We start from the raw sequence: 24,432 nt of genomic DNA, 5'->3' as shown, positions 1-24,432 counted from the left end.
TCCGCGTTGCCAGCATCCGGCAAAGATAAAAAACCCGGTGTTTGAAGACACCGGGTTTTTTGTTAGTTACGGTACAGCACCTTAATGATGTGGTAGCCGAACTGGGTGTGCAGCGGACCGGTTGGTTCCAGTACCGGGCAGGAAAAGACCACTTTATCGAATGCCGGAACCATCTGGCCCTGACGGAATTCGCCCAGGTCGCCGCCGCGTTTGCCAGACGGACAGATTGAGTGTTTCTTCGCCAGTTTGCCGAAGTCGGCGCCGTTTTTAATCTGCTCAAGAAGATCCAGCGCCAGTTTTTCTTCTTTAACAAGAATATGCAGTGCTGCTGCTGTTTTTGCCATGATCGTGCCTTGCGTGGGATGAGTGAAGCGGGCGATTTTAGCACGGGGCTGGTGAGAAAGAATATCCAGGCCAGCTACTGCTTGCTGGCCTGGCTGAAGATTAGCGCATCTGCTGCTGTGATAATTTCCAGACGCTGGCAATATTGCGTGCCGAAACGCGCAGGTTGTATTCCGCATCCTGTAGCGCTTCCGGCAGCGTGGCGATTCGCGTCAGCACGGAGAACACCGCGTCCAGCCCGTGCTGATGCACAATCTGGTGATCGGTCGTTAAGCCGCCCGCCAGCGCGATCACCGGTTTCTGATACCGCTTAGCGCAGCGTGCGACGCCAATCGGCGTTTTACCGCTGATGCTCTGGCTATCAAGACGACCTTCACCGGTGATCACCAGGCTGGCATCCGCGACCAGGCTATCGAGATGCAGCGCGTCAATAACAATCTCCACGCCCGGCTTTAACTCCGCGTTCAGTATCCCTAACAGCGCCGCGCCCATGCCGCCTGCGGCGCCTGCGCCAGGCGTCGTCATCACGTTTCGTCCGGTTGCGTCCTGAAGCCGTTTACCAAAGTTGGCCAGCGCAGCGTCTAAGGAGGCAACCATTTCCGGCGTTGCCCCTTTTTGCGGACCGAAGATGGCTGACGCTCCTGTTGCGCCACAGAGTGGATTGTTAACGTCGCAGGCGACGGTGACAGAAACGTTTTTCAGTCGAGCGTCGCAGCCTGAGGCATCGATGATGGCCAGGTCGCTTAGCGCGCCGCCGCCGAAAGGAAGCGATTTCCCGTTTGTATCAAGCAGCGCCACACCAAGTGCCTGTAGCATACCTGCGCCGCCGTCATTGGTGGCGCTACCGCCAATCCCGAGAATAATGCGCTCAACGCCGTGGTCCAGCGCGGCAAGGATCAGTTCACCGGTGCCATAGCTGGTGGTGAGCATAGGGTTACGGCGTTCTGGCGGGACATGATGCAGTCCGGATGCGGAGGCCATTTCAACGATTGCCGTTTTCCCATCTCCCAGCATACCCCAGCGCGCCTGTACTGGCGTCCCCAGCGGTCCGGTCACATTCTGGAACAGATAATGGCCTTCGGTTGCTTCAACCATTGACTCGACGGTACCTTCGCCGCCGTCTGCCATCGGCAATTTGACATACTCGGCCTCGGGATAAATTTCACGAAATCCCTGCTCGATAGCGGTAGCCACCTGCATGGCCGATAAACTTTCTTTAAATGAATCTGGTGCAATGACTATTTTCATCGTGTCCTTACCCGGCAAGTCCGAAGACGCCAAACATCAGTGTGGAAATCAGGGCGATAACAAAACCGACAAGGGTTTCATAAGGCAGCAGTTTTAACCGTTCGTGGATCGGCATGCCGACACTGCCGCCCGTGGCGTGGAAGAAGCTGCCGTGGGGCAGGTGATCCAGTACGGTTGCGCCAGCGTGAATCATGGCGGCACCGGCAAGGGCTGATACGCCAAGACCCAGTAGCGTCTGGCTGAATACCCCGGCGGCAACGGCGGTTCCCGCCGTGGTGGACGCTGTTGCCATAGACATGATCGCGCCGGAAATAGGGGCCAGCAGATAAGAAGGCAGGCCGGAAGAGGTCAGCCCATGAATGAGCACATCTTTCAGTTCCGAGTTGGCGATAATCCCGGCGAGCGTACCGGTACCGAGCAGCATGATGGCTACCGGCGCCATGCGCGTAAGCCCGGACATCATAAAGGCGTTACTTTGCTTAAACCTGCCCATCAGGATCGCACCGGCTAACCCACCAACGGGCAGGGCAATCAGCGGATCGATGGCGATACCCGCAACAGGTCGTAGCGCCAGCAGCACAATGGCGACGAGCGGCGCGCTGATAGCGGCAAGAAATCCCGGCTGCTTGCCGTGGTTGTCGTGTGAAATCACTTCGTCGGGCATCACCATCAAGCCTTTCTGGCTGAGACGTTTTGCCAGGAAATAAGCCACGATCAGGCCGAACAGACCGGGGATTATCCCGGCCATCATCACGGAGGTGAGGGGAACATGAAAGGCGTCCGACGCGGCGATGGCATTGGGGTTAGGCGACATCACATTACCCGCTTTACCGCCGCCAATCATCGCCAGCAGAATGGCGAGTTTCGACAAACCGGCACGACGGGCAATAGACAGGGCAATCGGTGCAACGGTGATAACCGCCACGTCGATAAATACGCCGACGGCGGTCAGAATCATCGTCGCAATGGCTAAGGCTAAAAGCGCCCGGCTTTCGCCCACTTTTTTCACTACCGTTTCAGCGATGGTGTTTGCCGCGCCGGATTCAATTAACACGCCGGCCAGTACACCTGCCGCGAGAATGCGCAGCACGGCATTGGTAATGCCTTGCGCGCCGGTGACCATTAGCGTCACGGTTTGCACCAGATCGGCGCCGCCGACCAGACCGCCTACCAGTGCGCCGACCATCATGCCGTAAGCCGGCGAGACTTTGCGTAAAATTAAAACGATCGCCACCACGAGTGCGATGATGGCGCCAGTTGCTGTTATTGAAACCATCTTCTGCTTTCTCCATGAAAATAACAGGGGGCAGTATGGAGAAAGCAGCCGCGTTAGACTTGTGTGTATCGGCTAAAAATACGGCGCCAGACGGCGAAAAATTTGGAGGAAAATACAGTTCAGCGCTGTAACTCCATGCCGATATACAACCAGAGTAACTGCTTTAAGTTATTGATTTGTATTCCTGTAATATCTTCCACTCGCTGCAGTCGATAGCGTAATGTATTGACATGAATATGCAGGCTGGTCGCTGTTTGCGAAAGATCACAATTATGCTCAAAATAATGCTGTAGCGTTTTTTGCAGAACGCCTTTGGTGTCCTGGGTAACCAGATCGCGCCACATTTTGGATAATTCTTCCGCTTGCCAGGTACCGGAAAGCCCGCCCAATAATGACGCCAGCGCATAGTCGTCATGAAAGATGAACTGATGCTTCAACTTCAGTCTTTTCGCCATGGCCTGGGTGGATTTCGCGGTCTGAAAAGAGCGACGCAGGCCGTTTTCTCCGGTGAAATAGCCGCCGACGATCAGTCGGGAAAAACCACAGGACTGTGCGTAATGTTTAAATCTCTGCAGATCGCTTAGTTCCAACGATTTATGCCAGACGCCGTTTTTTAGCGCGATAGGTTTTAAGATTATCAGCTCATTAAAGTCGGAAAACGTGACCAAATGGTCGCGGGCGCGATATTCAAAATACTCCATCAGATTACGCAGCGCGTCGCGATCCGGTTGTTGCAGTTCCATAATCACCACCACCCGCGGAAGCTGGAGATTAATTCCCAACCATGAGACCACCGCGTTCAGCGAGTCCGGCGGCGGATCGCGCAAAATCAGCTGATTAATCAGCTCTTCGCGGTAACGCTTATCCCACTGTTTTTGCTCAAGGAGCGCCATTTGTTCGATGATTAATTCCGAAGCCATCTTCACCAACTGCGCATATGCCTTCACTTCACCAGGCTCGCCGGTAATGCCCAGTACGCCAATCAGCTGGTCGCGAAAATTAATCGGTAAATTGATGCCGGGCTTAACGCCTTTAAGCTTATTGGCGGTCGCGGAATCAATTTCGACGACCCGGTTTTCGGTCAATGCGAGTACGGCGCCTTCATGGCGTTGATGTAAACGTGAGGCTTCCCCGGAAGCAATGATCATCCCATGCTCGTTCATCACATTTACCGAGTACGGAATTATCCCCATTGTGCGTTGAACTATCTGGCGTGCGGTAGAGTCTTGCAGGTAATAATTAGCGTGAATCTTGTTCATTTTATGCTCAGCATGAAAGGCGGGCGCAATATGTGGCCCATATCCGATCTATTAGCGTATCCAGTGGTGAAATGTTTCGGGTGAACAGACAAAGAAAGCGGGCAGTACGGCCTCTTTTTTGTCGGTTTATACAAATAAAAATGCCCCAGAAAGCTTGTATCCTCTGTTTTCCCTTTAAACTCAAATAATTAATTCTGTTTCTGTTCGCCTGTTCCGTCTTTTTTTTCGATGTGATCGACGTAGGATATTGTTCGGAAATTAATCATTTCTTGCACGCCAGCGCCGTGTTCTTTTCTTTCAGGCGGCCTCCGTACGTACAGTCACGGAAAGCTCAATCTCTGCCTCGCTTTCTGCTACAATCCCTCCCCCGTTCGAAGATTGAGCAACATTCCCATGCGTTTAAACCCCGGCCAACAACACGCTGTCGAATTCGTCACCGGACCTTGCCTGGTGCTGGCGGGGGCGGGTTCCGGTAAGACACGCGTTATCACCAACAAAATCGCCCATTTGATACGTGGCTGCGGTTACCAGGCGCGACACATCGCTGCGGTGACCTTTACCAACAAGGCGGCGCGCGAAATGAAAGAACGTGTCGGGCAGACGCTGGGGCGTAAAGAAGCGCGTGGGCTGATGATCTCCACCTTCCATACGCTGGGGCTGGAGGTGATAAAACGCGAATACGCCGCGCTGGGAATGAAATCCAATTTCTCGCTGTTTGACGACACCGATCAGGTCGCCTTGCTGAAAGAGCTGACGGAAGGGTTGATTGACGATGACAAAGTGGTGCTGCAACAGCTGATCGCGACGATCTCAAACTGGAAGAACGATCTCAAAACGCCAGCCCAGGCGGCAGCAAGTGCGAAAGGCGAACGCGATCGCATTTTTGCGCACTGCTATGGCCTGTACGATGCGCACCTGAAAGCCTGTAACGTTCTCGACTTTGACGATCTGATTTTACTGCCAACACTGCTGCTGCAGCGTAATGAGGAAGTGCGCGAGCGCTGGCAGAACAAGATCCGCTATCTGCTGGTGGACGAGTATCAGGATACCAACACCAGCCAGTACGAGCTGGTCAAGCTGCTGGTGGGGAACCGCGCGCGCTTTACCGTCGTGGGTGATGACGACCAGTCGATCTACTCCTGGCGCGGTGCGCGACCTCAAAACCTGGTGCTGTTGAGCCAGGATTTTCCGGCGCTGCAGGTTATCAAGCTGGAGCAGAACTACCGTTCTTCCGGGCGGATCCTGAAAGCAGCAAATATTCTTATTGCCAATAATCCGCACGTCTTTGAAAAGCGGCTCTTTTCGGAGCTGGGATATGGCGCGGAGCTGAAAGTGCTTAGCGCAAACAACGAAGAGCATGAGGCCGAGCGTGTAACCGGCGAACTGATCGCCCATCACTTCGTGAATAAAACGGAATACAAGGATTACGCCATTCTGTATCGCGGTAATCATCAGTCGCGGGTGTTTGAAAAATACCTCATGCAGAACCGTATTCCGTATAAAATCTCCGGCGGCACCTCGTTCTTCTCTCGCCCGGAGATCAAAGATCTGCTGGCCTATCTTCGGGTGCTGACCAATCCGGATGATGACAGCGCTTTCCTGCGCATCGTGAATACGCCAAAACGCGAAATCGGACCGGCTACGCTGCAAAAGCTGGGCGAGTGGGCTATGACCCGCAATAAAAGCCTGTTTACCGCCAGCTTTGATCTGGGCCTGAGCCAGACGCTTACCGGGCGCGGCTACGATTCGTTGACCCGATTTACCCACTGGCTGGGTGAAATCCAGCGTCTGGCCGAGCGCGAACCCATTGCCGCCGTACGCGATCTGATTCACGGCATTGATTATGAATCCTGGCTGTACGAAACCTCGCCCAGCCCGAAAGCGGCCGAAATGCGCATGAAAAACGTCAACCAGCTGTTTAGCTGGATGACTGAAATGCTGGAAGGCAGCGAATTGGATGAGCCGATGACGCTGACCCAGGTGGTGACACGCTTTACGCTGCGCGACATGATGGAGCGCGGTGAAAGCGAAGAAGAACTGGATCAGGTTCAACTGATGACGCTTCACGCCTCGAAAGGTCTGGAGTTTCCGTATGTGTTTATGGTGGGAATGGAAGAGGGGTTTCTGCCGCATCAAAGCAGCATCGATGAAGACAATATTGATGAAGAACGCCGTCTGGCCTACGTAGGCATAACCCGCGCGCAAAAAGAACTGATCTTCACCCTCTGTAAAGAGCGCCGTCAGTACGGCGAGCTGGTACGCCCGGAGCCGAGCCGTTTCCTGCTGGAATTACCGCAGGACGATCTGATCTGGGAGCAGGAACGCAAAGTGGTAAGTGCAGAAGAACGCATGCAGAAAGGGCAAAGCCATCTGGCGAACCTGAAAGCAATGATGGCGGCAAAGAAAGCGAAGTTATAGGCCGGATTCGCGAAGCGTCATCCGGCAAAATCACGATGACTGAACATCTAAAGGCCAGTGAACATAGCTTTGCCACTGGCTTTCCTGCGCAATCAACTCATTTCCCAGCGGATGCTGTTCCAGCCACCCTTTCGGTAGCGTAATCGTCAGTATCTCATTTGTCGCCTGCAGGGCGATCGACGGCAGCAGATCGTCACGACGGCGGCTGGCGAAAATAATCGCCAGTCTTAGCAGACGACAAAGGTGCTCAGCCACGCGCGGCGGCACGGCGTTTTGCTGGTGCAGCGAGGAAAGATCAACCGGGTTGGTCTGGTTCAATAACAGCGTGGCGAGCAGTTTTTTCTGCGCGGGGGTGAATCCAGGCAGGTCCAGATTGCGCACCAGATACGCCGCGTGCTGAGGCGCTTGTTTGAAATCTACGCTCAGGCCGATTTCATGCAGCATGCAGGCGCTGATCAACAGTTCGCGGCTGATCGGCTCAAGGTGCCATTCATGTTCTACTTGTTCGACGAAATTCTCCGCCAGTCTGGCAACGCGGTTCGCTTGTTCGGTATCGACCATAAACCGACGCTGGACGTTACGCAGCGTACGGCTACGAATATCCTGATCGACTGCAAGATGCAGCATACCGTACACCAGCCCTTCGCGCAGCGCGCCGCCGGCCAGGGTCATGCCCTGAATATTCAGTTCGGTAAAAATGGCGATGAGAATGGCCAACCCGCTGGGGAATACCAGTGCGCGTTCAAGGGTTAAGCCCTCAATTTCCAGTTCTTCCAGACGGCCACAGTGAATCGCCCGCTGTTTCAACTGCTGGAGTTTCGACAGCGTAATGCGCTCATCCATGCCCTGCGCCATCATGATTTCCTGAAGCGCCTGCACGGTGCCGGATGCACCAACGCACACTTTCCAGCCGTGGTAGCGAAGTTCATCGGCTACCGGACGCAGCACGTCTCGCGCGGCTTTTTCCGCTTCGTCGAAATTTTCCTGCGCCAGATTACGGTCGGTGAAATAGCGCTCAAGCCAGGTGACGCAGCCCATCGACAGACTAAACAGCGACGTGGTTTGTGCGCCCGTGCCGGTAACCAGTTCAGTGCTCGCGCCGCCGATGTCGACAACCAGTCGCTGATCCGCGCCGCCGGTGGTATGCGCCACGCCCTGATAAATCAGGCGCGCTTCTTCTTCGCCGCTGATGACCTGTACCGGGCAACCGAGGATCTCTTGCGCTTTAGCGATAAATTCATCGGCATTCACCGCTATGCGTAGCGTTGCGGTCGCAACCACGCGGATTTGCGGCTGGGGAATATCCTGAAGGCGCTCGGCAAACAGGCGCAGGCATTGCCAGCCGCGCTCCATAGCTTCAGCAGAAAGGGCGTTCTCACTGTTCAGGCCAGCGGCCAGACGCACCTTGCGTTTAATTCGCGTGAGCGTCTGGATGCTTCCCGCCACCTCGCGCACCACCAGCATATGAAAACTATTCGAGCCTAAATCAATTGCGGCGTACAGCGAGGAGGTGCTTAGCATGTTTTTTAACCCGAACGACGACGGTTACGCGGGGCGCCAGCCCGACGCGGGCCATTGCCTGGGCGCGAGCGCGTCAGACGCAGCGGCTTCGGCAGATTGTTCATCAGCGCATCCGGATTGTATTTGCTGACTGGAATGGAGTGACCGATGTAGGTTTCGATCGCCGGCAGGTTCAGCGCGTACTCTTCACACGCCAGGCTGATGGAGTGGCCACTTGCGCCTGCACGACCGGTTCGGCCAATGCGGTGGACGTAATCTTCGCAATCGTCCGGCAAATCGTAGTTAAATACGTGGGTTACTGCGGGAATATGCAGCCCGCGTGCGGCAACATCGGTAGCGACAAGAATATCCAGATCGCCGCGGGTGAACTCGTCGAGAATGCGCAGGCGTTTTTTCTGCGCCACGTCGCCCGTCAGCAGGCCCACGCGATGACCATCGGCGGCCAGATGGCCCCAGATGTCTTCACAGCGGTGTTTAGTGTTAGCGAAAACAATGGCGCGATCCGGCCATTCTTCTTCAATTAATGTTTGCAGAAGGCGCATCTTCTCTTCGTTAGACGGATAGAAAAGCTCTTCTTTAATACGGTGGCCGGTTTTTTGTTCCGGCTCGACTTCCACGTATTCGGCGTTGTTCATTTGTTCGAACGCCAGTTCACGCACGCGGTAGGAAAGGGTTGCGGAGAACAGCATGTTCAGACGCTGTGTGGCTGGCGGCATGCGGCGGAACAGCCAGCGGATATCTTTAATAAAGCCCAGATCGTACATGCGATCGGCTTCGTCGAGGACAACGACCTGAATCGCGCCCAGGTTAATGTGATTCTGTTTTGCGTAGTCGATCAGACGGCCTGTGGTGCCGATAAGAATATCGACGCCGCTTTCCAGCACTTTCAGCTGCTTGTCATAGCCGTCGCCGCCGTAGGCGAGACCCAGCTTCAGACCTGTGGTCTGCGCCAACGGCTCGGCATCGGCGTGGATCTGCACGGCTAACTCACGCGTCGGCGCCATGATTAAGGCGCGCGGCTGGTTCACCTTGCGATCGTCAATCGCGGGATGAGAGAGAAGATAATGAAACGTTGACGTCAGGAACGCCATCGTTTTGCCAGTACCGGTTTGCGCCTGCCCTGCAACATCGCGACCGGCCAGCGTAAGCGGCAGCGCGAGGGCCTGAATGGGCGTGCAGTTATGAAACCCTTTATTTTCAAGGGCTTCGATCACCTTTGGGTGCAGGGCGAAGTCGGAAAACTTCTGTTCTGTTAAATGTGTTTTGCTCATAGTGTGGTAGAATATCAGCTTACTATTGCTTTACGAAAGCGTATCCGGTGAAATAAAGTCAACCTTTAGTTGGTTAATGCGACATCAACACGTCGTTGATGAAGGCAAAACCAACGTACCAGGCTTATTCCTGTGGAGTTAATATGAGCGATAAAATTATTCACCTGACTGACGACAGTTTTGACACGGATGTACTCAAAGCGGACGGGGCCATCCTCGTCGATTTCTGGGCAGAGTGGTGCGGACCGTGCAAAATGATCGCCCCGATTCTGGATGAGATCGCTGACGAATATCAGGGCAAACTGACGGTTGCTAAACTGAACATTGACCAGAACCCAGGCACCGCGCCGAAGTATGGTATCCGTGGCATCCCGACTCTGCTGCTGTTCAAAAACGGTGAAGTTGCAGCGACCAAAGTGGGCGCACTGTCCAAAGGTCAGCTGAAAGAATTCCTCGACGCGAATATCGCGTAAGAGGATACCTCAGCTCGGGCGCCCTTAATCCTAAATGATTCGGATGACTGGACGCCCGGCGTGAGTCGTGCTAAGTTAGTGTTGACTTCGTATTAAACATACCTTATTAAGTTTGAATCTTGCTATTTCCACAACGTCTCAGTTTCACCCGAGATGTGGACAGATTCCTGGCTTATCATTCATTCCGTCTTGTCGTTTCAGTTCTGCGTACTTTCCTGTGACCAGACAGCGAACAGACATGAGTTGATGGCCGTAAACAGGCATGGATGACCCTGCCATACCATTCACAACATTAAGTTCGAGATTTACCCCAAGTTTAAGAACTCACACCATTATGAATCTTACCGAATTAAAGAATACGCCGGTTTCTGAGCTGATCACTCTCGGCGAAAATATGGGGCTGGAAAACCTGGCTCGTATGCGTAAGCAGGACATTATTTTTGCCATCCTGAAGCAGCACGCAAAGAGTGGCGAAGATATCTTTGGTGACGGTGTGCTGGAGATATTGCAGGATGGATTTGGTTTCCTCCGCTCTGCAGACAGCTCCTACCTCGCCGGTCCTGATGACATCTACGTTTCCCCCAGCCAAATCCGCCGTTTCAACCTCCGCACTGGTGATACCATCTCTGGTAAGATTCGCCCGCCGAAAGAAGGCGAACGCTACTTTGCGCTGTTGAAAGTTAACGAAGTTAACTATGACAAACCGGAAAACGCCCGCAATAAAATCCTTTTCGAAAACTTAACGCCGCTGCATGCCAACTCTCGTCTGCGCATGGAACGGGGTAACGGTTCGACTGAAGACTTAACGGCGCGCGTGTTGGATCTGGCTTCGCCAATCGGTCGCGGTCAGCGTGGCTTGATTGTGGCGCCGCCGAAAGCGGGTAAAACCATGCTGCTGCAAAATATTGCGCAGAGCATTGCCTACAACCACCCAGACTGCGTGCTGATGGTATTGCTGATCGACGAACGTCCGGAAGAAGTGACCGAGATGCAGCGTCTGGTGAAAGGTGAAGTGGTTGCGTCGACTTTTGACGAACCGGCATCCCGTCACGTTCAGGTCGCCGAAATGGTGATCGAAAAAGCGAAGCGCCTGGTTGAACATAAGAAAGACGTTATCATTCTGCTCGACTCCATCACCCGTCTGGCGCGTGCCTACAACACCGTGGTACCGGCTTCCGGTAAAGTGTTGACCGGTGGCGTGGATGCCAACGCCCTGCATCGTCCGAAGCGTTTCTTCGGGGCGGCGCGTAACGTGGAAGAGGGCGGCAGCCTGACCATCATTGCGACCGCGCTTATCGATACCGGCTCCAAAATGGATGAAGTTATCTATGAGGAGTTTAAAGGCACCGGTAACATGGAACTGCACCTCTCCCGTAAGATCGCGGAAAAACGCGTCTTCCCGGCTATCGACTACAACCGTTCCGGTACCCGTAAAGAAGAGTTGCTTACCACCCAGGAAGAGCTGCAGAAGATGTGGATCCTGCGTAAAATCATTCACCCAATGGGCGAAATCGACGCAATGGAGTTCCTCATCAATAAGCTGGCGATGACCAAGACCAACGATGATTTCTTCGACATGATGAAGCGTTCGTAAGAGTACGACCAGCCAAAAACGCCACGTTTTTACGTGGCGTTTTGCTTTTATGCCTGTAATCTTAACAACGTCTTAATAAGATGTTGCGTAAACACACTCCGCTGCACCGCGTTTTGCCTGGTAAATACGAAATGTGGTTAAAAATAATACAAAACAGACGCTTCGGAATGGAGTTTCCCTTCTGAATACAGGTCTTCGTGGTTATACTTCTGCTAATAATTTTCTCTGAGAGCACGCATTGTGAATTTACTGACAGTCAGTACTGATCTCATCAGTATTTTTTTATTCACGACACTGTTTCTGTTTTTTGCGCGCAAGGTAGCAAAAAAGATCGGTTTAGTGGATAAACCCAACTTCCGCAAACGCCACCAGGGATTGATACCGTTGGTTGGGGGCATTTCAGTTTATGCGGGGATCTGTTTCACGTTCGGCATTGCTGATTATTATATTCCCCATGCTGCTCTTTATCTTGCCTGTGCGGGCGTGCTGGTTTTTATCGGCGCGCTCGACGATCGCTTTGATATCAGCGTAAAAATACGCGCTACCGTACAGGCCGCTATCGGCGTCGTTATGATGGTGGTCGGTAAACTCTACCTCAGCAGTCTCGGCTACATTTTTGGGCCGTGGGAAATGGTGCTCGGTCCTTTCGGTTATTTCCTCACCCTTTTCGCCGTCTGGGCGGCCATCAACGCCTTTAATATGGTTGATGGCATCGACGGTCTGTTAGGTGGGCTTTCCAGCGTCTCCTTTGGGGCGATGGGGCTTATCCTCTGGTTTGACGGACAGACAAGCCTTGCCATCTGGTGCTTTGCGATGATAGCCGCCATCCTGCCGTATATCCTGTTGAACCTGGGCGCGCTGGGTCGACGCTACAAGGTTTTTATGGGGGACGCTGGCAGTACGCTGATAGGCTTTACCGTCATCTGGATCCTGTTAGAAACCACGCAAGGACAAACCCATCCTATTAGCCCGGTTACCGCGCTGTGGATCATCGCCATTCCGCTGATGGACATGGTGGCCATTATGTATCGCCGCCTGCGCAAAGGAATGAGCCCGTTCTCGCCTGACCGTCAGCACATTCATCATTTGATCATGCGCGCAGGGTTTACTTCCCGCCAGGCGTTTGTCCTCATTACCCTGGCCGCTGCCATCCTCGCCTCTATTGGCGTGCTTGCGGAATACTCTCAAATTGTGCCTGAGTGGGTTATGTTGGTGCTCTTTTTGCTAGCATTCTTCCTCTACGGTTACTGCATTAAGCGTGCCTGGAAAGTGGCGAGATTCATCAAACGCTTAAAGCGCAGACTGCGCAGAAACCGAGATAATAAGCCAAATTTAATCAAGTAAATCGAGGGTGCGATGACTCAACCATTACCGGGGGCACACGCCGTGAGCGCTGAAAATGAACTGGATATTCGTGGGTTGTTTCGTACCTTATGGGCCGGGAAGGTATGGATTGTCGGTGTCGCACTGTTGTTCGCGCTGCTCGCGTTAGCGTATACCTTCTTTGCCCGCCAGGAGTGGAGCGCGACCGCCATTTCCGATCGTCCTACGGTGAACATGCTGGGAGGCTACTATTCCCAGCAGCAGTTTCTGCGTAATCTGGATGTCAAAGTCAGCAATACGCCAGCCGACCAACCTTCGGTGATGGATGAAGCCTACAAAGAGTTCGTGATGCAGTTGGCCTCCTGGGATACTCGTCGCGATTTTTGGCTGCAAACCGACTATTACAAGCAACGGATGGTGGGTAACAGCAAGGCCGATGCCGCGATGCTGGATGAGCTGATCAACAATATTCAGTTTATCCCCGGTGATTTCACTCGTGCTGTTAACGACAGCGTCAAGCTGATTGCCGAAACCGCACCTGACGCCAACAATCTGTTGCGCCAGTATGTCGCCTTCTCGAGCCAGCGCGCGGCAAGCCATCTGAATGACGAGCTGAAAGGCGCATGGGCGGCGCGGACCGTGCAAATGAAAGCGCAGGTTAAACGCCAGGAAGAGGTGGCAAAAGCCATTTTCTCCCGCCGCGTAAGCAGTATCGAACAGGCGCTGAAAATCGCCGAGCAGCACAATATTTCTCGCACGCAGACAGACGTTCCGCCGGATGAATTGCCGGAGTCGGAACTGTTTTTATTGGGACGTCCGATGCTCCAGGCTCGCCTCGAAAATTTACAGGCCGTTGGTCCCACCTTCGATCTGGACTACTTCCAGAACCGGGCCATGCTAAATACATTGAACGTGGGGCCAACCCTGGACCCGCGTTTTCAGACCTATCGCTATTTGCGGACGCCGGAAGAACCGGTAAAACGCGATAGCCCGCGCCGTGCCTTCCTGATGGTGATGTGGGGCATCGTGGGGGGGCTTATCGGCGCTGGTGTTGCGTTAACCCGCCGCCGCACGATCTAGCACGACTGCCGCAGTGAGGGGCTGGGCCCTCACTGACTATTCGAAGAGAATCGATGTGAAAGTACTGACTGTATTTGGCACGCGACCGGAAGCCATCAAAATGGCGCCTTTGGTTCATGCGCTGGCAAAGGATCCTGATTTCGAAGCGAGAGTTTGCGTCACCGCGCAACACCGGGAGATGCTCGATCAGGTTTTGAACCTCTTTTCTATTGTTCCTGACTACGATCTTAATATTATGCAACCGGGGCAGGGGCTGACAGAAATAACCTGTCGAATTCTGGAAGGGCTGAAGCCTATCCTGTCTGATTTCAAGCCTGATGTGGTACTGGTACATGGCGATACCACCACCACTATCGCCACCAGTCTTGCGGCATTTTATCAACGCATCCCTGTCGGGCATGTGGAAGCCGGGCTTCGCACTGGCGATCTGTTTTCGCCGTGGCCGGAGGAGGCAAACCGGACGTTGACCGGCCATCTGGCGATGTACCATTTCGCGCCGACTGAAAACTCACGGCAAAACCTGCTGCGTGAAAATATCGCAGACAGCCGCATCTTTGTTACCGGCAATACGGTGATCGATGCGCTTATTTGGGTGCGTGACCGCGTCCTGGCCAGCGATAAGCTGCGCTCAGCGCTGGCCGAACGCTACCCTTTCCTGTGCGAAGATAAAAAGCTGATTCTGGTGACGGGGCATCGACGTGAAAGTTTTGGCCGTGGTTTTGAGCAGATTTGCCATGCGCTGGCGGATATTGCCGCCGCCAACCAGGACGTGCAAATTGTCTATCCGGTTCATCTGAACCCTAACGTCAGTGAGCCGGTCAACCGTATTCTCGGTCACGTTGAAAACGTGATGCTGATTGAACCGCAGGACTATTTACCTTTTGTCTGGCTGATGAATCACGCCTGGCTGATCCTCACCGACTCCGGAGGGATTCAGGAAGAAGCGCCGTCGCTGGGCAAACCGGTACTGGTGATGCGTGAAACGACCGAACGCCCTGAAGCCGTGACGGCGGGGACGGTGCGCCTGGTGGGCACTGACTCCCGGCGCATTGTTGCGGAAGTCACGCGCTTGCTGCATGACGAAAATGAATATCAGACCATGAGTCGCGCCCATAACCCTTACGGTGACGGGCAGGCCTGTGGCCGAATTTTAGACGCTTTAAAAAACAGTCGGGTATCGCTATGAGTTTTTCTACCATTTCTGTTATTGGTCTGGGATATATCGGTTTGCCAACGGCGGCTGCCTTCGCGTCGCGCCAAAAGCAGGTCATTGGTGTGGACGTTAACCCGCACGCGGTAGATACCATCAACCGCGGTGAAATTCATATCGTTGAGCCGGATCTGGGCAAGGTGGTAAAAACGGCGGTTGAGGGCGGATTTTTGCGCGCCACCACTACGCCGGTTGACGCTGACGCATACCTGATCGCCGTTCCCACACCGTTTAAAGGCGATCACGAACCCGATATGGCCTATGTCGAAGCCGCAGCGAAATCCGTGGCGCCGGTACTGAAAAAAGGGGCGCTGGTGATCCTTGAGTCTACCTCGCCAGTCGGTGCGACAGAGCAAATGGCTGCCTGGTTGGCGGCGATGCGCCCGGATCTCACTTTCCCGCAGCAGGCCGGAGAGCAGGCTGACGTCAATGTGGCCTATTGTCCTGAACGCGTACTGCCGGGTCAGGTGATGGTCGAACTGATTAAGAATGACCGCGTGATTGGCGGTATGACGCCGGTATGCTCGGCGCGCGCCAGCGAACTGTACAAGATCTTCCTTGAAGGTGAGTGCGTGGTGACGAACGCCCGCACAGCGGAAATGTGTAAGCTCACGGAAAACAGTTTCCGCGATGTCAATATTGCTTTTGCGAATGAGCTGTCGTTGATCTGCGCCGATCAGGGGATTAACGTCTGGGAACTGATCCAACTGGCGAATCGCCATCCTCGGGTCAATATACTCCAGCCCGGACCGGGCGTTGGCGGGCACTGCATCGCCGTTGATCCGTGGTTTATCGTGGCGCAAAACCCGCAGCAGTCGCGTCTGATTCGTACCGCGCGTGAAGTCAACGACGGTAAGCCGCACTGGGTTGTTGACCAGGTGAAAGCCGTCGTGGCGGATTGCCTGGCTGTGACCGATAAGCGCGCCAGCGAAGTGAAAATTGCCTGCTTTGGGCTGGCTTTCAAACCGAATATCGACGATCTCCGCGAAAGCCCGGCAATGGAAATTACGCAGCATATCGCCCAATGGCACAGCGGTGAAACGCTGGCGGTGGAGCCGAATATCCATCAGTTACCGAAAAAGCTGGATGGCCTGTGCGCGCTGGCGACGCTGGACGATGCGCTGGCAACCGCCGACGTGCTGGTGATGCTGGTCGATCATAATGAGTTTAAAGCGATGCGCGGTGACGCGGTTCGTCAGCAATATATCGTTGATACCAAAGGGGTCTGGCGGTGAGGATCCGCGCCAGTATTGAGTCGTTAAGCTGGGAAAACGCTTTCTTTGGCGTGAACAGCGCCATTGTGCGCATTAACCCTGCGGCGTCGCCTTTAACGGTGGCAGCGCTGCAGCGATGGTCACGTGTGCAGGCGAAAATTCCGGCGGCGAATACGGTTGAGCTGGATGCGCTGCAACAACTGGGTTTTTCCCTTGTCGAGGGCGAAGTCGATTTAGCGCTGCCCGTGACGGCAGAATGCGCGCAGAATGGCGCGGAAATTGCACAGTTGGCAGACATTCCTGCGCTGCGCGACCATGCCGCTGTCGCCTTCGCACAAAGCCGCTTTCGCGCGCCGTGGTATGCGCCAGACGCCAGCGCGCGCTTCTATGCGCAGTGGATAGAAAACGCGGTGCGCGGCACGTTTGATAGCCAGTGTCTGGTTCTGCGGGCGGCGAACGGCGATATCCGCGGCTATGTTTCGCTGCGAGAACTGAATGACAGCGAGGCGCGCATCGGCTTACTGGCCGGCCGTGGCGCAGGCGCTGAGCTGGTGCAGGCGGCGCTCGGCTGGGCGCGGGCGCATGGCAAAACGACATTGCGGGTGGCGACCCAAATGGGCAACACCGCCGCGCTTAAACGTTATATACAAAGCGGTGCGAACGTGGAAAGCACTGCGTACTGGTTATACAGGTGACAACATGATTCCGTTTAACGCACCGCCGGTGGTGGGAAGCGAACTTGACTACATGCAGTCTGCGATGGGCAGCGGCAAACTGTGCGGCGACGGCGGTTTTACCCGGCGCTGTCAGCAGTGGCTGGAGCAGCGTTTTGGCAGCGCGAAAGTGTTGCTGACGCCGTCCTGCACCGCCTCTCTGGAAATGGCGGCGCTGCTGCTGGATATCCAGCCGGGCGATGAAGTGATCATGCCGAGCTATACCTTTGTATCGACGGCAAATGCCTTCGTGCTGCGCGGCGCGAAAATCATCTTTGTGGATATCCGCCCGGATACCATGAACATCGACGAAACGCGCATTGAAGCGGCGATCACCGATAAAACCCGGGCGATTGTGCCAGTTCATTATGCGGGCGTGGCCTGTGAGATGGACACTATCATGGCGCTGGCGGAAAAATATCATCTGTATGTGGTCGAAGATGCCGCGCAGGGTGTGATGTCGACGTACAAAGGCCGCGCGTTGGGAACAATCGGTCACATCGGCTGCTTTAGTTTCCACGAAACCAAAAATTACACCGCGGGCGGCGAAGGCGGCGCGACGCTGATTAACGATCGCAAACTGATCGAACGCGCGGAGATCATCCGTGAAAAGGGTACTAATCGCAGCCAGTTTTTCCGCGGTCAGGTGGATAAATATACCTGGCGCGATATCGGCTCCAGCTATCTGATGTCCGATCTCCAGGCCGCTTATCTGTGGGCGCAACTGGAAGCCGCAGATCGCATTAACCAACAGCGTCTGGCGTTGTGGCAAACCTATTATGACGCGCTACAGCCCCTGGCGCGTGCCGGGCGTATTGAACTGCCGTCTATTCCGGGCGACTGCAAACAGAACGCTCATATGTTCTATATCAAGCTGCGTAATATTGATGACCGGAGCGCGCTGATCAACTTCCTCAAAGAAGCGGAAATCCTGGCGGTGTTTCACTATATCCCGCTGCACGATTGCCCGGCAGGGGAGAAGTTTGGTGAATTCCACGGCGAAGATCGCTATACCACCAAAGAGAGTGAACGCCTGCTGCGCCTGCCGCTGTTCTATAACCTGTCGGCAGTGAATCAACGCACGGTGATTACCACATTGCTGAATTATTTCGCCTGATATGTCGCTTGCGAAAGCGTCCCTGTGGACGGCGGCCAGTACGCTGGTCAAAATTGGCGCCGGGTTACTGGTTGTTAAACTGTTGGCGGTGACATTCGGCCCGGCGGGCGTCGGGCAGGCGGGAAACTTCCGCCAGATGGTCACCGTACTCGGCGTGCTGGCGGGCGCCGGGATTTTTAACGGCGTCACTAAATACGTTGCGCAGACGCACGACAACCCGGCGCAGTTGCGAAAAGTCGTCGGTACCTCTTCAGCGATGGTGCTCGGATTTTCCACGCTGCTGGCGCTGGTGTTCCTGGTGGCGGCTGTGCCGATAAGTCAGGGGTTATTCGGTCATACTCAGTATCAGGGCCTGGTACGTTTAGTGGCGCTGGTGCAGATGGGTATCGCCTGGGCTAACCTGCTGCTGGCGTTGATGAAGGGCTTTCGCGATGCAGCCGGAAACGCGCTGTCATTGATTGTCGGCAGCCTGGTGGGGGTCGTCGCCTATTACGGCTGCTACCGGGTAGGCGGTTATGAAGGCGCGCTGCTTGGCCTGGCGCTGGTGCCCGCGCTGGTGGTCATTCCGGCGGCTGTGATACTGATGAAGCGGGGGACGATCCCGCTGCGCTACCTGAAGCCGTCCTGGGATAACGGACTGGCGGGTCAGCTCAGCAAATTCACCCTGATGGCGCTAATCACTTCCGTCACGCTGCCGGTGGCTTATGTCATGATGCGAAACCTGCTGGCGGCGCACTACAGTTGGAATGACGTTGGCATCTGGCAGGGCGTGAGCAGCATTTCCGACGCTTATCTACAATTTATTACCGCCTCGTTCAGCGTCTGGCTGCTGCCCACGCTGTCGCGACTGACCGAGAAACGCGATATTACGCGGGAAGTGATCAGGTCGCTGAAGTTTGTGCTGCCAGCGGTGGCGGCGGCAAGTTTTACCGTCTGGTTGCTTCGCGATGTTGCTATCTGGCTGCTTTTCTCTGACAAGTTCAGCGCCATGCGCGATCTGTTTGCCTGGCAACTGGTCGGGGATGTGCTGAAAGTCGGCGCATATGTATTTGGCTATTTGGTGATCGCGAAAGCGTCGCTGCGGTTTTACATACTGGCTGAAATCAGCCAGTTCATTTTACTGACGGCATTTGCGCACTGGCTGATCCCGACGCACGGCGCGCTGGGTGCGGCGCAGGCGTATATGGCCACCTATGTCGTCTATTTTTCACTCTGTTGTGGCGTATTTTTACTCTGGCGTAGGCGGGCATGACTGTACTGATTCACGTACTGGGATCGGATATCCCTCACCATAATCAAACCGTGCTGCGGTTTTTTAACGACGCGCTGGCGCAAACCAGCGAGCATGCCCGTCTCTTTATGGTTGCCGGTCAGGACACCGGACTGACGGAAAGTTGTCCGTCGCTCTCCCTTTCGTTTTACAACGGTAAAAAATCGCTGGCCGAGGCGGTTATCGCGAAAGCCAAAGCGAACCGCCAGCAGCGGTTCTTTTTTCACGGGCAGTTCAATACCGCGCTATGGCTGGCGCTGCTCAGCGGCGGCATTAAGCCCGGTCAGTTTTACTGGCATATCTGGGGAGCGGATCTGTACGAAGTGTCCGGCGGTCTGAAATTTAAGCTGTTCTATCCAGTTCGCCGTCTGGCGCAGAACCGCGTTGGCGGCGTATTTGCCACCCGTGGCGATCTGCGCTATTTCGCCGGGCTGCATCCACGCGTTCCTGGTGAACTGCTGTATTTCCCGACGCGAATGGATCCCGCGCTAAATAATATGGCGAACGATCGGCAACGTAGCGGGAAAATGACCGTTCTGGTGGGGAATTCCGGCGATCGCAGCAACGAACATATTGCCGCGCTGAAAGCGGTGCATCAGCAGTTTGGCGATACGGTCAACGTCATCGTCCCGATGGGGTATCCGGCCAATAACGACGCCTATATTGCTGAAGTGAAACAGGCCGGTCTGGCGCTGTTCCGCGCGGAAAATTTGCAAGTGCTTGAGGAAAAACTGGCATTCGACGCCTATCTGACGCTGCTTCGCCAGTGCGACCTCGGCTACTTTATTTTTGCCCGTCAGCAGGGGATTGGTACGCTGTGCCTGCTTATCCAGGCCGGGGTGCCGTGCGTGCTGAACCGCGAAAACCCGTTCTGGCAGGATATGGTGGAACAGCAACTGCCGGTACTGTTTACCAGCGATGCGCTGAATGAACAGGTGGTGCGAGAAGCGCAGCGCCAGCTGGCATCGGTTGATAAAAACGCGATCACTTTCTTTAGCCCGAACTACCTGCAACCCTGGCACAAGGCGATCAGAATCGCCGCAGGAGAGGCCGTATGAGCCTGATGCAGTTCAGTGGGCTGTTCGCCGTCTGGCTACTGGCGACGTTGTTCATTGCCACGTTGACCTGGTTCGAATTTCGCCGCGTGCGCTTTAACTTCAACGTCTTTTTCTCGCTGCTGTTTCTGCTGACCTTCTTTTTCGGTTTTCCACTGACCAGTGTGCTGGTGTTCCGCTTTGATGTGGGCGTCGCGCCGCCGGAAATTTTGTTACAGGCCTTGTTGTCCGCCGCCTGTTTTTATGCGGTCTATTATGTGACCTATAAGACCCGCTTGCGTAAACGGGCAGCAGACGTACCGCGCAAACCGCTGTTTACCATGAACCGCGTGGAAACCCATTTAACGTGGGTGATTCTGATGGGCATCGCGCTGGTGAGCGTTGGCGTTTTCTTTATGCACAACGGTTTCCTGTTGTTCCGTCTGCATTCCTACAGCCAGATTTTTTCCAGCGAAGTTTCCGGCGTGGCGTTAAAGCGCTTCTTTTACTTTTTCATTCCGGCGATGCTGGTGGTTTATTTCCTGCGTCAGGACAGCAAAGCCTGGTTGTTCTTTCTGTTCAGTACCGTCGCGTTTGGACTACTGACCTATATGATCGTTGGCGGCACCCGCGCCAATATCATCATCGCTTTCGCTATTTTCCTGTTCATTGGCATCATTCGCGGCTGGATTTCATTGTGGATGCTGGCGGCGGCGGGCGTGCTGGGGATTGTCGGCATGTTCTGGCTGGCGCTAAAACGCTATGGGCTGAACGTCAGCGGCGATGAGGCGTTTTACACTTTCCTTTATCTGACCCGCGATACCTTTTCACCGTGGGAAAACCTGGCGCTGCTGCTGCAAAATTACGACAAAATCGAATTTCAGGGGCTGGCGCCCATTGTCCGCGACTTTTACGTGTTCATCCCTTCCTGGCTGTGGCCAGGGCGTCCCGGCATGGTGCTGAACGCCGCTAACTATTTTACCTGGGAAGTGCTGAACAACCACTCCGGATTGGCAATCTCTCCAACGTTAATTGGTTCGCTGGTGGTGATGGGCGGCGCGCTGTTTATCCCGCTGGGGGCGATCGTGGTGGGCCTGATCATCAAATGGTTTGACTGGCTGTATGAGTTGGGTAACCGCGAGACGAATCGCTATAAGGCGGCCATTCTGCACAGTTTCTGCTTTGGCGCGATATTCAACATGATCGTGCTGGCGCGTGAGGGGCTGGACTCGTTTGTCTCTCGCGTGGTGTTTTTCATGGTGGTTTTTGGCGCCAGTCTGCTGATCGCTAAACTCCTGTTCTGGCTGTTCGACAGCGCCGGACTGATCCATAAACGTATAAAAACCCTGCCGCGAAAACAGGTTGAAGGATAGCAATGACTGAGAAAACAACGGCGCCGCTCTATGCGCTGCGCGGGCTTCAGCTAATAGGCTGGCGCAACATGCAACATGCGCTGGATTACCTTTATGCTGGCGGTAAGTTGAAGCAGGGCACCCTGGTGGCGATCAACGCCGAAAAAGTGCTGACGGCGGAAGATAATCCTGAAGTCAGGGCGTTGATTAACGCGGCAGAATACAAATATGCCGATGGGATCAGCGTTGTGCGTTCGATTCGCAAAAAATTTCCGGAAGCAGAGGTGTCACGCGTAGCGGGAGCCGATCTGTGGGAAGAATTGATGGCGCGCGCTGGGCAGGAAGGTACGCCAGTATTTCTGGTGGGTGGAAAGGCTGACGTGTTAGCGCAAACCGAAGCGAAACTGCGCGCGCAGTGGAACGTTAATGTTGTGGGTCGCCAGGACGGTTATTTTACCCCAGAGCAGCGGCAGGCGCTGTTTGCGCGTATTCACGCCAGCGGTGCGCAGATCGTCACCGTGGCGATGGGATCGCCGAAACAGGAAATCTTCATGCGTGATTGCCGTCAGGTGCATCCTCAGGCCCTGTATATGGGGGTGGGCGGGACCTACGACGTGTTTACCGGGCACGTCAAGCGCGCGCCGAAAGTGTGGCAAAACCTGGGGCTGGAGTGGCTTTATCGTCTGCTGTCTCAACCGAGCCGCATTACCCGTCAGCTTCGCTTGTTGCGCTATCTGCGCTGGCACTATACCGGCGATCTTTGATCTCCCTTTCCTTGCAGGCAGCGTATTCTGCTGACAACGCTGCCTTTCATCCCTGCATCCGTTCCTTTTTTACACAAATCATGCATTTTTTTAATGCTTCATTTGCCATTTTGCCAAATTTGCGAAACCATGCGCCCCCATCGATGTACCCATAACAATAACCGGTAAAGCTGGATGGTAAGCAAACACGACAAGAGGATGTATGGCAGAGAATAAAGCAGAGCTACAGCGTGGGCTGGAGGCTCGTCATATCGAATTAATTGCCCTCGGGGGCACCATTGGCGTTGGTCTGTTCATGGGGGCCGCCAGCACGCTGAAATGGGCGGGGCCGTCGGTTTTATTAGCGTATATCATCGCCGGCCTGTTCGTCTTTTTCATTATGCGCTCAATGGGCGAGATGCTGTTCCTGGAACCGGTGACCGGTTCGTTCGCCGTTTACGCGCACCGCTACATGAGCCCGTTTTTCGGCTACCTTACCGCCTGGTCATACTGGTTTATGTGGATGGCTGTGGGGATCTCAGAAATTACCGCCATTGGTGTTTACGTGCAGTTCTGGTTCCCGGAGATGGCGCAGTGGATACCTGCGCTTATCGCCGTCGGGCTGGTGGCGCTGGCCAACCTTGCGGCCGTGCGTTTGTATGGCGAAATCGAGTTCTGGTTCGCGATGATCAAAGTCACCACTATTATCGTGATGATTGTTATCGGGCTGGGGGTGATTTTCTTCGGCTTTGGCAACGGCGGTCAGGCGATTGGCTTTGGTAACCTGACTGAGCACGGCGGCTTTTTTGCCGGTGGGTGGAAAGGCTTCCTTACCGCGCTATGTATTGTGGTCGCGTCGTATCAGGGCGTGGAGCTCATCGGTATTACCGCCGGTGAAGCGAAGAATCCGCAAGTTACTCTGCGCAGCGCGGTCGGTAAAGTGCTATGGCGAATCCTGATTTTTTACGTGGGCGCGATTTTCGTTATCGTCACGATTTTCCCGTGGAATGAAATCGGGAGCAATGGCAGCCCGTTCGTGCTGACCTTTGCCAAAATCGGCATTACCGCCGCTGCGGGTATTATTAATTTTGTGGTGCTGACGGCAGCGCTGTCTGGCTGTAACAGCGGAATGTACAGCTGCGGGAGGATGCTTTACGCGCTGGCAAAGAACCGTCAGTTGCCTGCGGCGATGGCGAAAGTCTCGCGTCATGGCGTACCGGTAGCCGGGGTGGCGCTGTCGATTCTGATTCTGCTGGTTGGCTCCTGCCTGAACTACATCATTCCTAATCCGCAACGGGTGTTTGTGTATGTCTACAGCGCCAGCGTGCTGCCGGGGATGGTGCCATGGTTTGTGATTCTGATTAGCCAGCTGCGTTTTCGTCGGGCACATAAAGAGGCGATCGCCTCGCATCCGTTCCGCTCCATGTTATTCCCGTGGGCAAACTGGATAACAATGGCTTTCCTGGTGTGCGTGCTGATTGGCATGTACATTAACGAAGAGACGCGTATGTCGCTGTTTGTCGGCATTCTGTTCTTGCTTGGCGTGACGCTCGTTTATAAGGTTTTTGGCCTTAACCGCCACGGTATCGCGCAGAAAACGCAGGAATAACGGACAAAACGCGCAAAGCGTAACCAAACGCGCATTTTATTTAAAAAGGCACTAGACAGCGGGGTGTGAAGTCCGTATTATCCACCCCCGCAACGGCGCTAAGCGCCCGTAGCTCAGCTGGATAGAGCGCTGCCCTCCGGAGGCAGAGGTCTCAGGTTCGAATCCTGTCGGGCGCACCATTCACCCGGTGCTGGAGCTGCGGTGGTCTCGATACCGCGTAATACAGATTTGCAGTGGTGGCTATAGCTCAGTTGGTAGAGCCCTGGATTGTGATTCCAGTTGTCGTGGGTTCGAATCCCATTAGCCACCCCATTATTAAAAGTTGTGAAATGCGAAGGTGGCGGAATTGGTAGACGCGCTAGCTT

The 24,432-nt window shown here is 54.6% G+C and carries 21 protein-coding genes and 2 tRNA genes; 17 read left to right on the top strand and 6 right to left on the bottom strand.

Features of this window, described 5'->3' with window-relative positions; genetic code table 11:
- Window positions 1-62: 62 nt before the first annotated feature.
- The 4 genes from ppiC to APU02_RS03220 all read right to left on the bottom strand — a co-directional run bounded on the left by ppiC (window position 63) and on the right by APU02_RS03220 (window position 4,125).
- Window positions 63-344 carry a peptidylprolyl isomerase PpiC gene (gene ppiC / locus APU02_RS03235; protein ID WP_001140251.1) on the bottom strand — a complete coding sequence of 94 codons (282 nt, stop codon included), beginning with the start codon at window positions 342-344 and terminating at the stop codon, window positions 63-65.
- Between the two features lie 100 nt (window positions 345-444).
- Window positions 445-1,590 (bottom strand): glycerate kinase, encoded by a 1,146-nt coding sequence (locus tag APU02_RS03230; protein WP_060569252.1) that lies wholly within the window; start codon window positions 1,588-1,590, stop codon window positions 445-447.
- Window positions 1,591-1,597: 7 nt separating this feature from the next.
- A complete protein-coding gene (locus APU02_RS03225) occupies window positions 1,598-2,866 on the bottom strand; it encodes an SLC13 family permease (RefSeq protein ID WP_042292830.1) in 1,269 nt (422 codons plus the stop codon).
- 119 nt (window positions 2,867-2,985) lie between these two features.
- A complete protein-coding gene (locus APU02_RS03220; protein ID WP_060569251.1) occupies window positions 2,986-4,125 on the bottom strand; it encodes a sugar diacid recognition domain-containing protein in 1,140 nt (379 codons plus the stop codon).
- A gap of 393 nt (window positions 4,126-4,518) precedes the next feature.
- Between APU02_RS03220 and rep the strand changes: the two genes are divergently transcribed.
- Complete coding sequence (rep, locus tag APU02_RS03215; RefSeq protein WP_042292826.1) at window positions 4,519-6,543, top strand: DNA helicase Rep; 2,025 nt, start codon at window positions 4,519-4,521, stop codon at window positions 6,541-6,543.
- A gap of 30 nt (window positions 6,544-6,573) precedes the next feature.
- Here the strand turns inward: rep and gppA are convergent, their stop codons facing one another.
- Together gppA and rhlB are read right to left on the bottom strand one after the other, a co-directional pair.
- On the bottom strand, window positions 6,574-8,064 hold the full coding sequence (gene gppA, locus APU02_RS03210) for a guanosine-5'-triphosphate,3'-diphosphate diphosphatase (protein ID WP_060569250.1): 1,491 nt from the start codon (window positions 8,062-8,064) through the stop codon (window positions 6,574-6,576).
- A 5-nt stretch (window positions 8,065-8,069) separates the two neighbouring features.
- Window positions 8,070-9,335, bottom strand: coding sequence for an ATP-dependent RNA helicase RhlB (gene rhlB / locus APU02_RS03205; protein ID WP_060569249.1), 1,266 nt, complete (start codon window positions 9,333-9,335; stop codon window positions 8,070-8,072).
- A 143-nt stretch (window positions 9,336-9,478) separates the two neighbouring features.
- Between rhlB and trxA the strand changes: the two genes are divergently transcribed.
- The 16 genes from trxA to APU02_RS03130 all read left to right on the top strand — a co-directional run bounded on the left by trxA (window position 9,479) and on the right by APU02_RS03130 (window position 24,379).
- The gene (gene trxA / locus APU02_RS03200) at window positions 9,479-9,808 is read left to right on the top strand and encodes a thioredoxin TrxA (RefSeq protein WP_042292820.1); all 330 of its coding nucleotides are present in this window, start codon (window positions 9,479-9,481) and stop codon (window positions 9,806-9,808) included.
- A 163-nt stretch (window positions 9,809-9,971) separates the two neighbouring features.
- Window positions 9,972-10,055 carry a rho operon leader peptide gene (locus tag APU02_RS26030; RefSeq protein ID WP_229264120.1) on the top strand — a complete coding sequence of 28 codons (84 nt, stop codon included), beginning with the start codon at window positions 9,972-9,974 and terminating at the stop codon, window positions 10,053-10,055.
- Between the two features lie 87 nt (window positions 10,056-10,142).
- Window positions 10,143-11,402: a transcription termination factor Rho gene (rho, locus tag APU02_RS03195; protein ID WP_002437993.1), complete on the top strand. Its 1,260-nt coding sequence runs from the start codon at window positions 10,143-10,145 to the stop codon at window positions 11,400-11,402.
- A 240-nt stretch (window positions 11,403-11,642) separates the two neighbouring features.
- Window positions 11,643-12,746 (top strand): UDP-N-acetylglucosamine--undecaprenyl-phosphate N-acetylglucosaminephosphotransferase, encoded by a 1,104-nt coding sequence (wecA, locus tag APU02_RS03190; protein ID WP_042292819.1) that lies wholly within the window; start codon window positions 11,643-11,645, stop codon window positions 12,744-12,746.
- Window positions 12,747-12,758: 12 nt separating this feature from the next.
- The gene (gene wzzE / locus APU02_RS03185) at window positions 12,759-13,805 is read left to right on the top strand and encodes an ECA polysaccharide chain length modulation protein (protein WP_042292818.1); all 1,047 of its coding nucleotides are present in this window, start codon (window positions 12,759-12,761) and stop codon (window positions 13,803-13,805) included.
- A gap of 55 nt (window positions 13,806-13,860) precedes the next feature.
- Entirely contained in the window at window positions 13,861-14,991 is a 1,131-nt protein-coding gene (gene wecB, locus APU02_RS03180; RefSeq protein WP_042292817.1) for a UDP-N-acetylglucosamine 2-epimerase (non-hydrolyzing), read from the top strand.
- Entirely contained in the window at window positions 14,988-16,250 is a 1,263-nt protein-coding gene (gene wecC, locus APU02_RS03175) for a UDP-N-acetyl-D-mannosamine dehydrogenase (protein ID WP_060569248.1), read from the top strand. The genes wecB and wecC overlap by 4 nt, the downstream gene beginning before the upstream one ends.
- Window positions 16,247-16,924: a dTDP-4-amino-4,6-dideoxy-D-galactose acyltransferase gene (gene rffC, locus APU02_RS03170; protein WP_060569247.1), complete on the top strand. Its 678-nt coding sequence runs from the start codon at window positions 16,247-16,249 to the stop codon at window positions 16,922-16,924. Before wecC ends, rffC begins: the two co-directional genes overlap by 4 nt.
- 4 nt (window positions 16,925-16,928) lie before the next feature.
- Window positions 16,929-18,059, top strand: coding sequence for a dTDP-4-amino-4,6-dideoxygalactose transaminase (rffA, locus tag APU02_RS03165; RefSeq protein ID WP_060569246.1), 1,131 nt, complete (start codon window positions 16,929-16,931; stop codon window positions 18,057-18,059).
- A 1-nt stretch (window position 18,060) separates the two neighbouring features.
- A complete protein-coding gene (gene wzxE, locus APU02_RS03160; RefSeq protein ID WP_060569245.1) occupies window positions 18,061-19,311 on the top strand; it encodes a lipid III flippase WzxE in 1,251 nt (416 codons plus the stop codon).
- Window positions 19,308-20,387 carry a TDP-N-acetylfucosamine:lipid II N-acetylfucosaminyltransferase gene (locus tag APU02_RS03155; protein WP_042292811.1) on the top strand — a complete coding sequence of 360 codons (1,080 nt, stop codon included), beginning with the start codon at window positions 19,308-19,310 and terminating at the stop codon, window positions 20,385-20,387. The genes wzxE and APU02_RS03155 overlap by 4 nt, the downstream gene beginning before the upstream one ends.
- Window positions 20,384-21,736 (top strand): ECA oligosaccharide polymerase, encoded by a 1,353-nt coding sequence (gene wzyE, locus APU02_RS03150; RefSeq protein WP_060569244.1) that lies wholly within the window; start codon window positions 20,384-20,386, stop codon window positions 21,734-21,736. Before APU02_RS03155 ends, wzyE begins: the two co-directional genes overlap by 4 nt.
- Before the next feature lie 2 nt (window positions 21,737-21,738).
- Window positions 21,739-22,479 (top strand): lipopolysaccharide N-acetylmannosaminouronosyltransferase, encoded by a 741-nt coding sequence (gene wecG / locus APU02_RS03145; protein WP_042292808.1) that lies wholly within the window; start codon window positions 21,739-21,741, stop codon window positions 22,477-22,479.
- A 202-nt stretch (window positions 22,480-22,681) separates the two neighbouring features.
- Window positions 22,682-24,067, top strand: coding sequence for an amino acid permease (locus APU02_RS03140; RefSeq protein ID WP_042292806.1), 1,386 nt, complete (start codon window positions 22,682-22,684; stop codon window positions 24,065-24,067).
- Between the two features lie 102 nt (window positions 24,068-24,169).
- Window positions 24,170-24,246: transfer RNA gene (locus tag APU02_RS03135), tRNA-Arg, on the top strand.
- 57 nt (window positions 24,247-24,303) lie between these two features.
- Window positions 24,304-24,379, top strand: a tRNA-His gene (locus APU02_RS03130).
- The last annotated feature ends 53 nt before the right edge of the window (window positions 24,380-24,432 follow it).

The sequence above is a fragment of the Citrobacter sp. 50677481 genome, assembly GCF_001463265.1.
Taxonomy (GTDB): domain Bacteria; phylum Pseudomonadota; class Gammaproteobacteria; order Enterobacterales; family Enterobacteriaceae; genus Citrobacter_A; species Citrobacter_A sedlakii.
Note: the sequence above shows the minus strand (reverse complement) of the source record. Positions and strands in the feature narration are given on the sequence as shown.

Bases quoted from the DNA above. Each gene is read 5' to 3' on its own strand.
- trxA (WP_042292820.1), top strand. From the start codon at position 9,479: ATGAGCGATAAAATTATTCACCTGACTGACGACAGTTTTGACACGGAT.
- rep (WP_042292826.1), top strand. From the start codon at position 4,519: ATGCGTTTAAACCCCGGCCAACAACACGCTGTCGAATTCGTCACCGGA.
- rffA (WP_060569246.1), top strand. From the start codon at position 16,929: ATGATTCCGTTTAACGCACCGCCGGTGGTGGGAAGCGAACTTGACTAC.
- APU02_RS03225 (WP_042292830.1), bottom strand. From the start codon at position 2,866: ATGGTTTCAATAACAGCAACTGGCGCCATCATCGCACTCGTGGTGGCG.
- rhlB (WP_060569249.1), bottom strand. From the start codon at position 9,335: ATGAGCAAAACACATTTAACAGAACAGAAGTTTTCCGACTTCGCCCTG.
- APU02_RS03220 (WP_060569251.1), bottom strand. From the start codon at position 4,125: ATGAACAAGATTCACGCTAATTATTACCTGCAAGACTCTACCGCACGC.
- ppiC (WP_001140251.1), bottom strand. From the start codon at position 344: ATGGCAAAAACAGCAGCAGCACTGCATATTCTTGTTAAAGAAGAAAAA.
- wzzE (WP_042292818.1), top strand. From the start codon at position 12,759: ATGACTCAACCATTACCGGGGGCACACGCCGTGAGCGCTGAAAATGAA.
- wecG (WP_042292808.1), top strand. From the start codon at position 21,739: ATGACTGAGAAAACAACGGCGCCGCTCTATGCGCTGCGCGGGCTTCAG.
- APU02_RS03230 (WP_060569252.1), bottom strand. From the start codon at position 1,590: ATGAAAATAGTCATTGCACCAGATTCATTTAAAGAAAGTTTATCGGCC.
- rho (WP_002437993.1), top strand. From the start codon at position 10,143: ATGAATCTTACCGAATTAAAGAATACGCCGGTTTCTGAGCTGATCACT.
- APU02_RS03140 (WP_042292806.1), top strand. From the start codon at position 22,682: ATGGCAGAGAATAAAGCAGAGCTACAGCGTGGGCTGGAGGCTCGTCAT.
- wzxE (WP_060569245.1), top strand. From the start codon at position 18,061: ATGTCGCTTGCGAAAGCGTCCCTGTGGACGGCGGCCAGTACGCTGGTC.
- wzyE (WP_060569244.1), top strand. From the start codon at position 20,384: ATGAGCCTGATGCAGTTCAGTGGGCTGTTCGCCGTCTGGCTACTGGCG.
- APU02_RS03155 (WP_042292811.1), top strand. From the start codon at position 19,308: ATGACTGTACTGATTCACGTACTGGGATCGGATATCCCTCACCATAAT.
- wecC (WP_060569248.1), top strand. From the start codon at position 14,988: ATGAGTTTTTCTACCATTTCTGTTATTGGTCTGGGATATATCGGTTTG.
- gppA (WP_060569250.1), bottom strand. From the start codon at position 8,064: ATGCTAAGCACCTCCTCGCTGTACGCCGCAATTGATTTAGGCTCGAAT.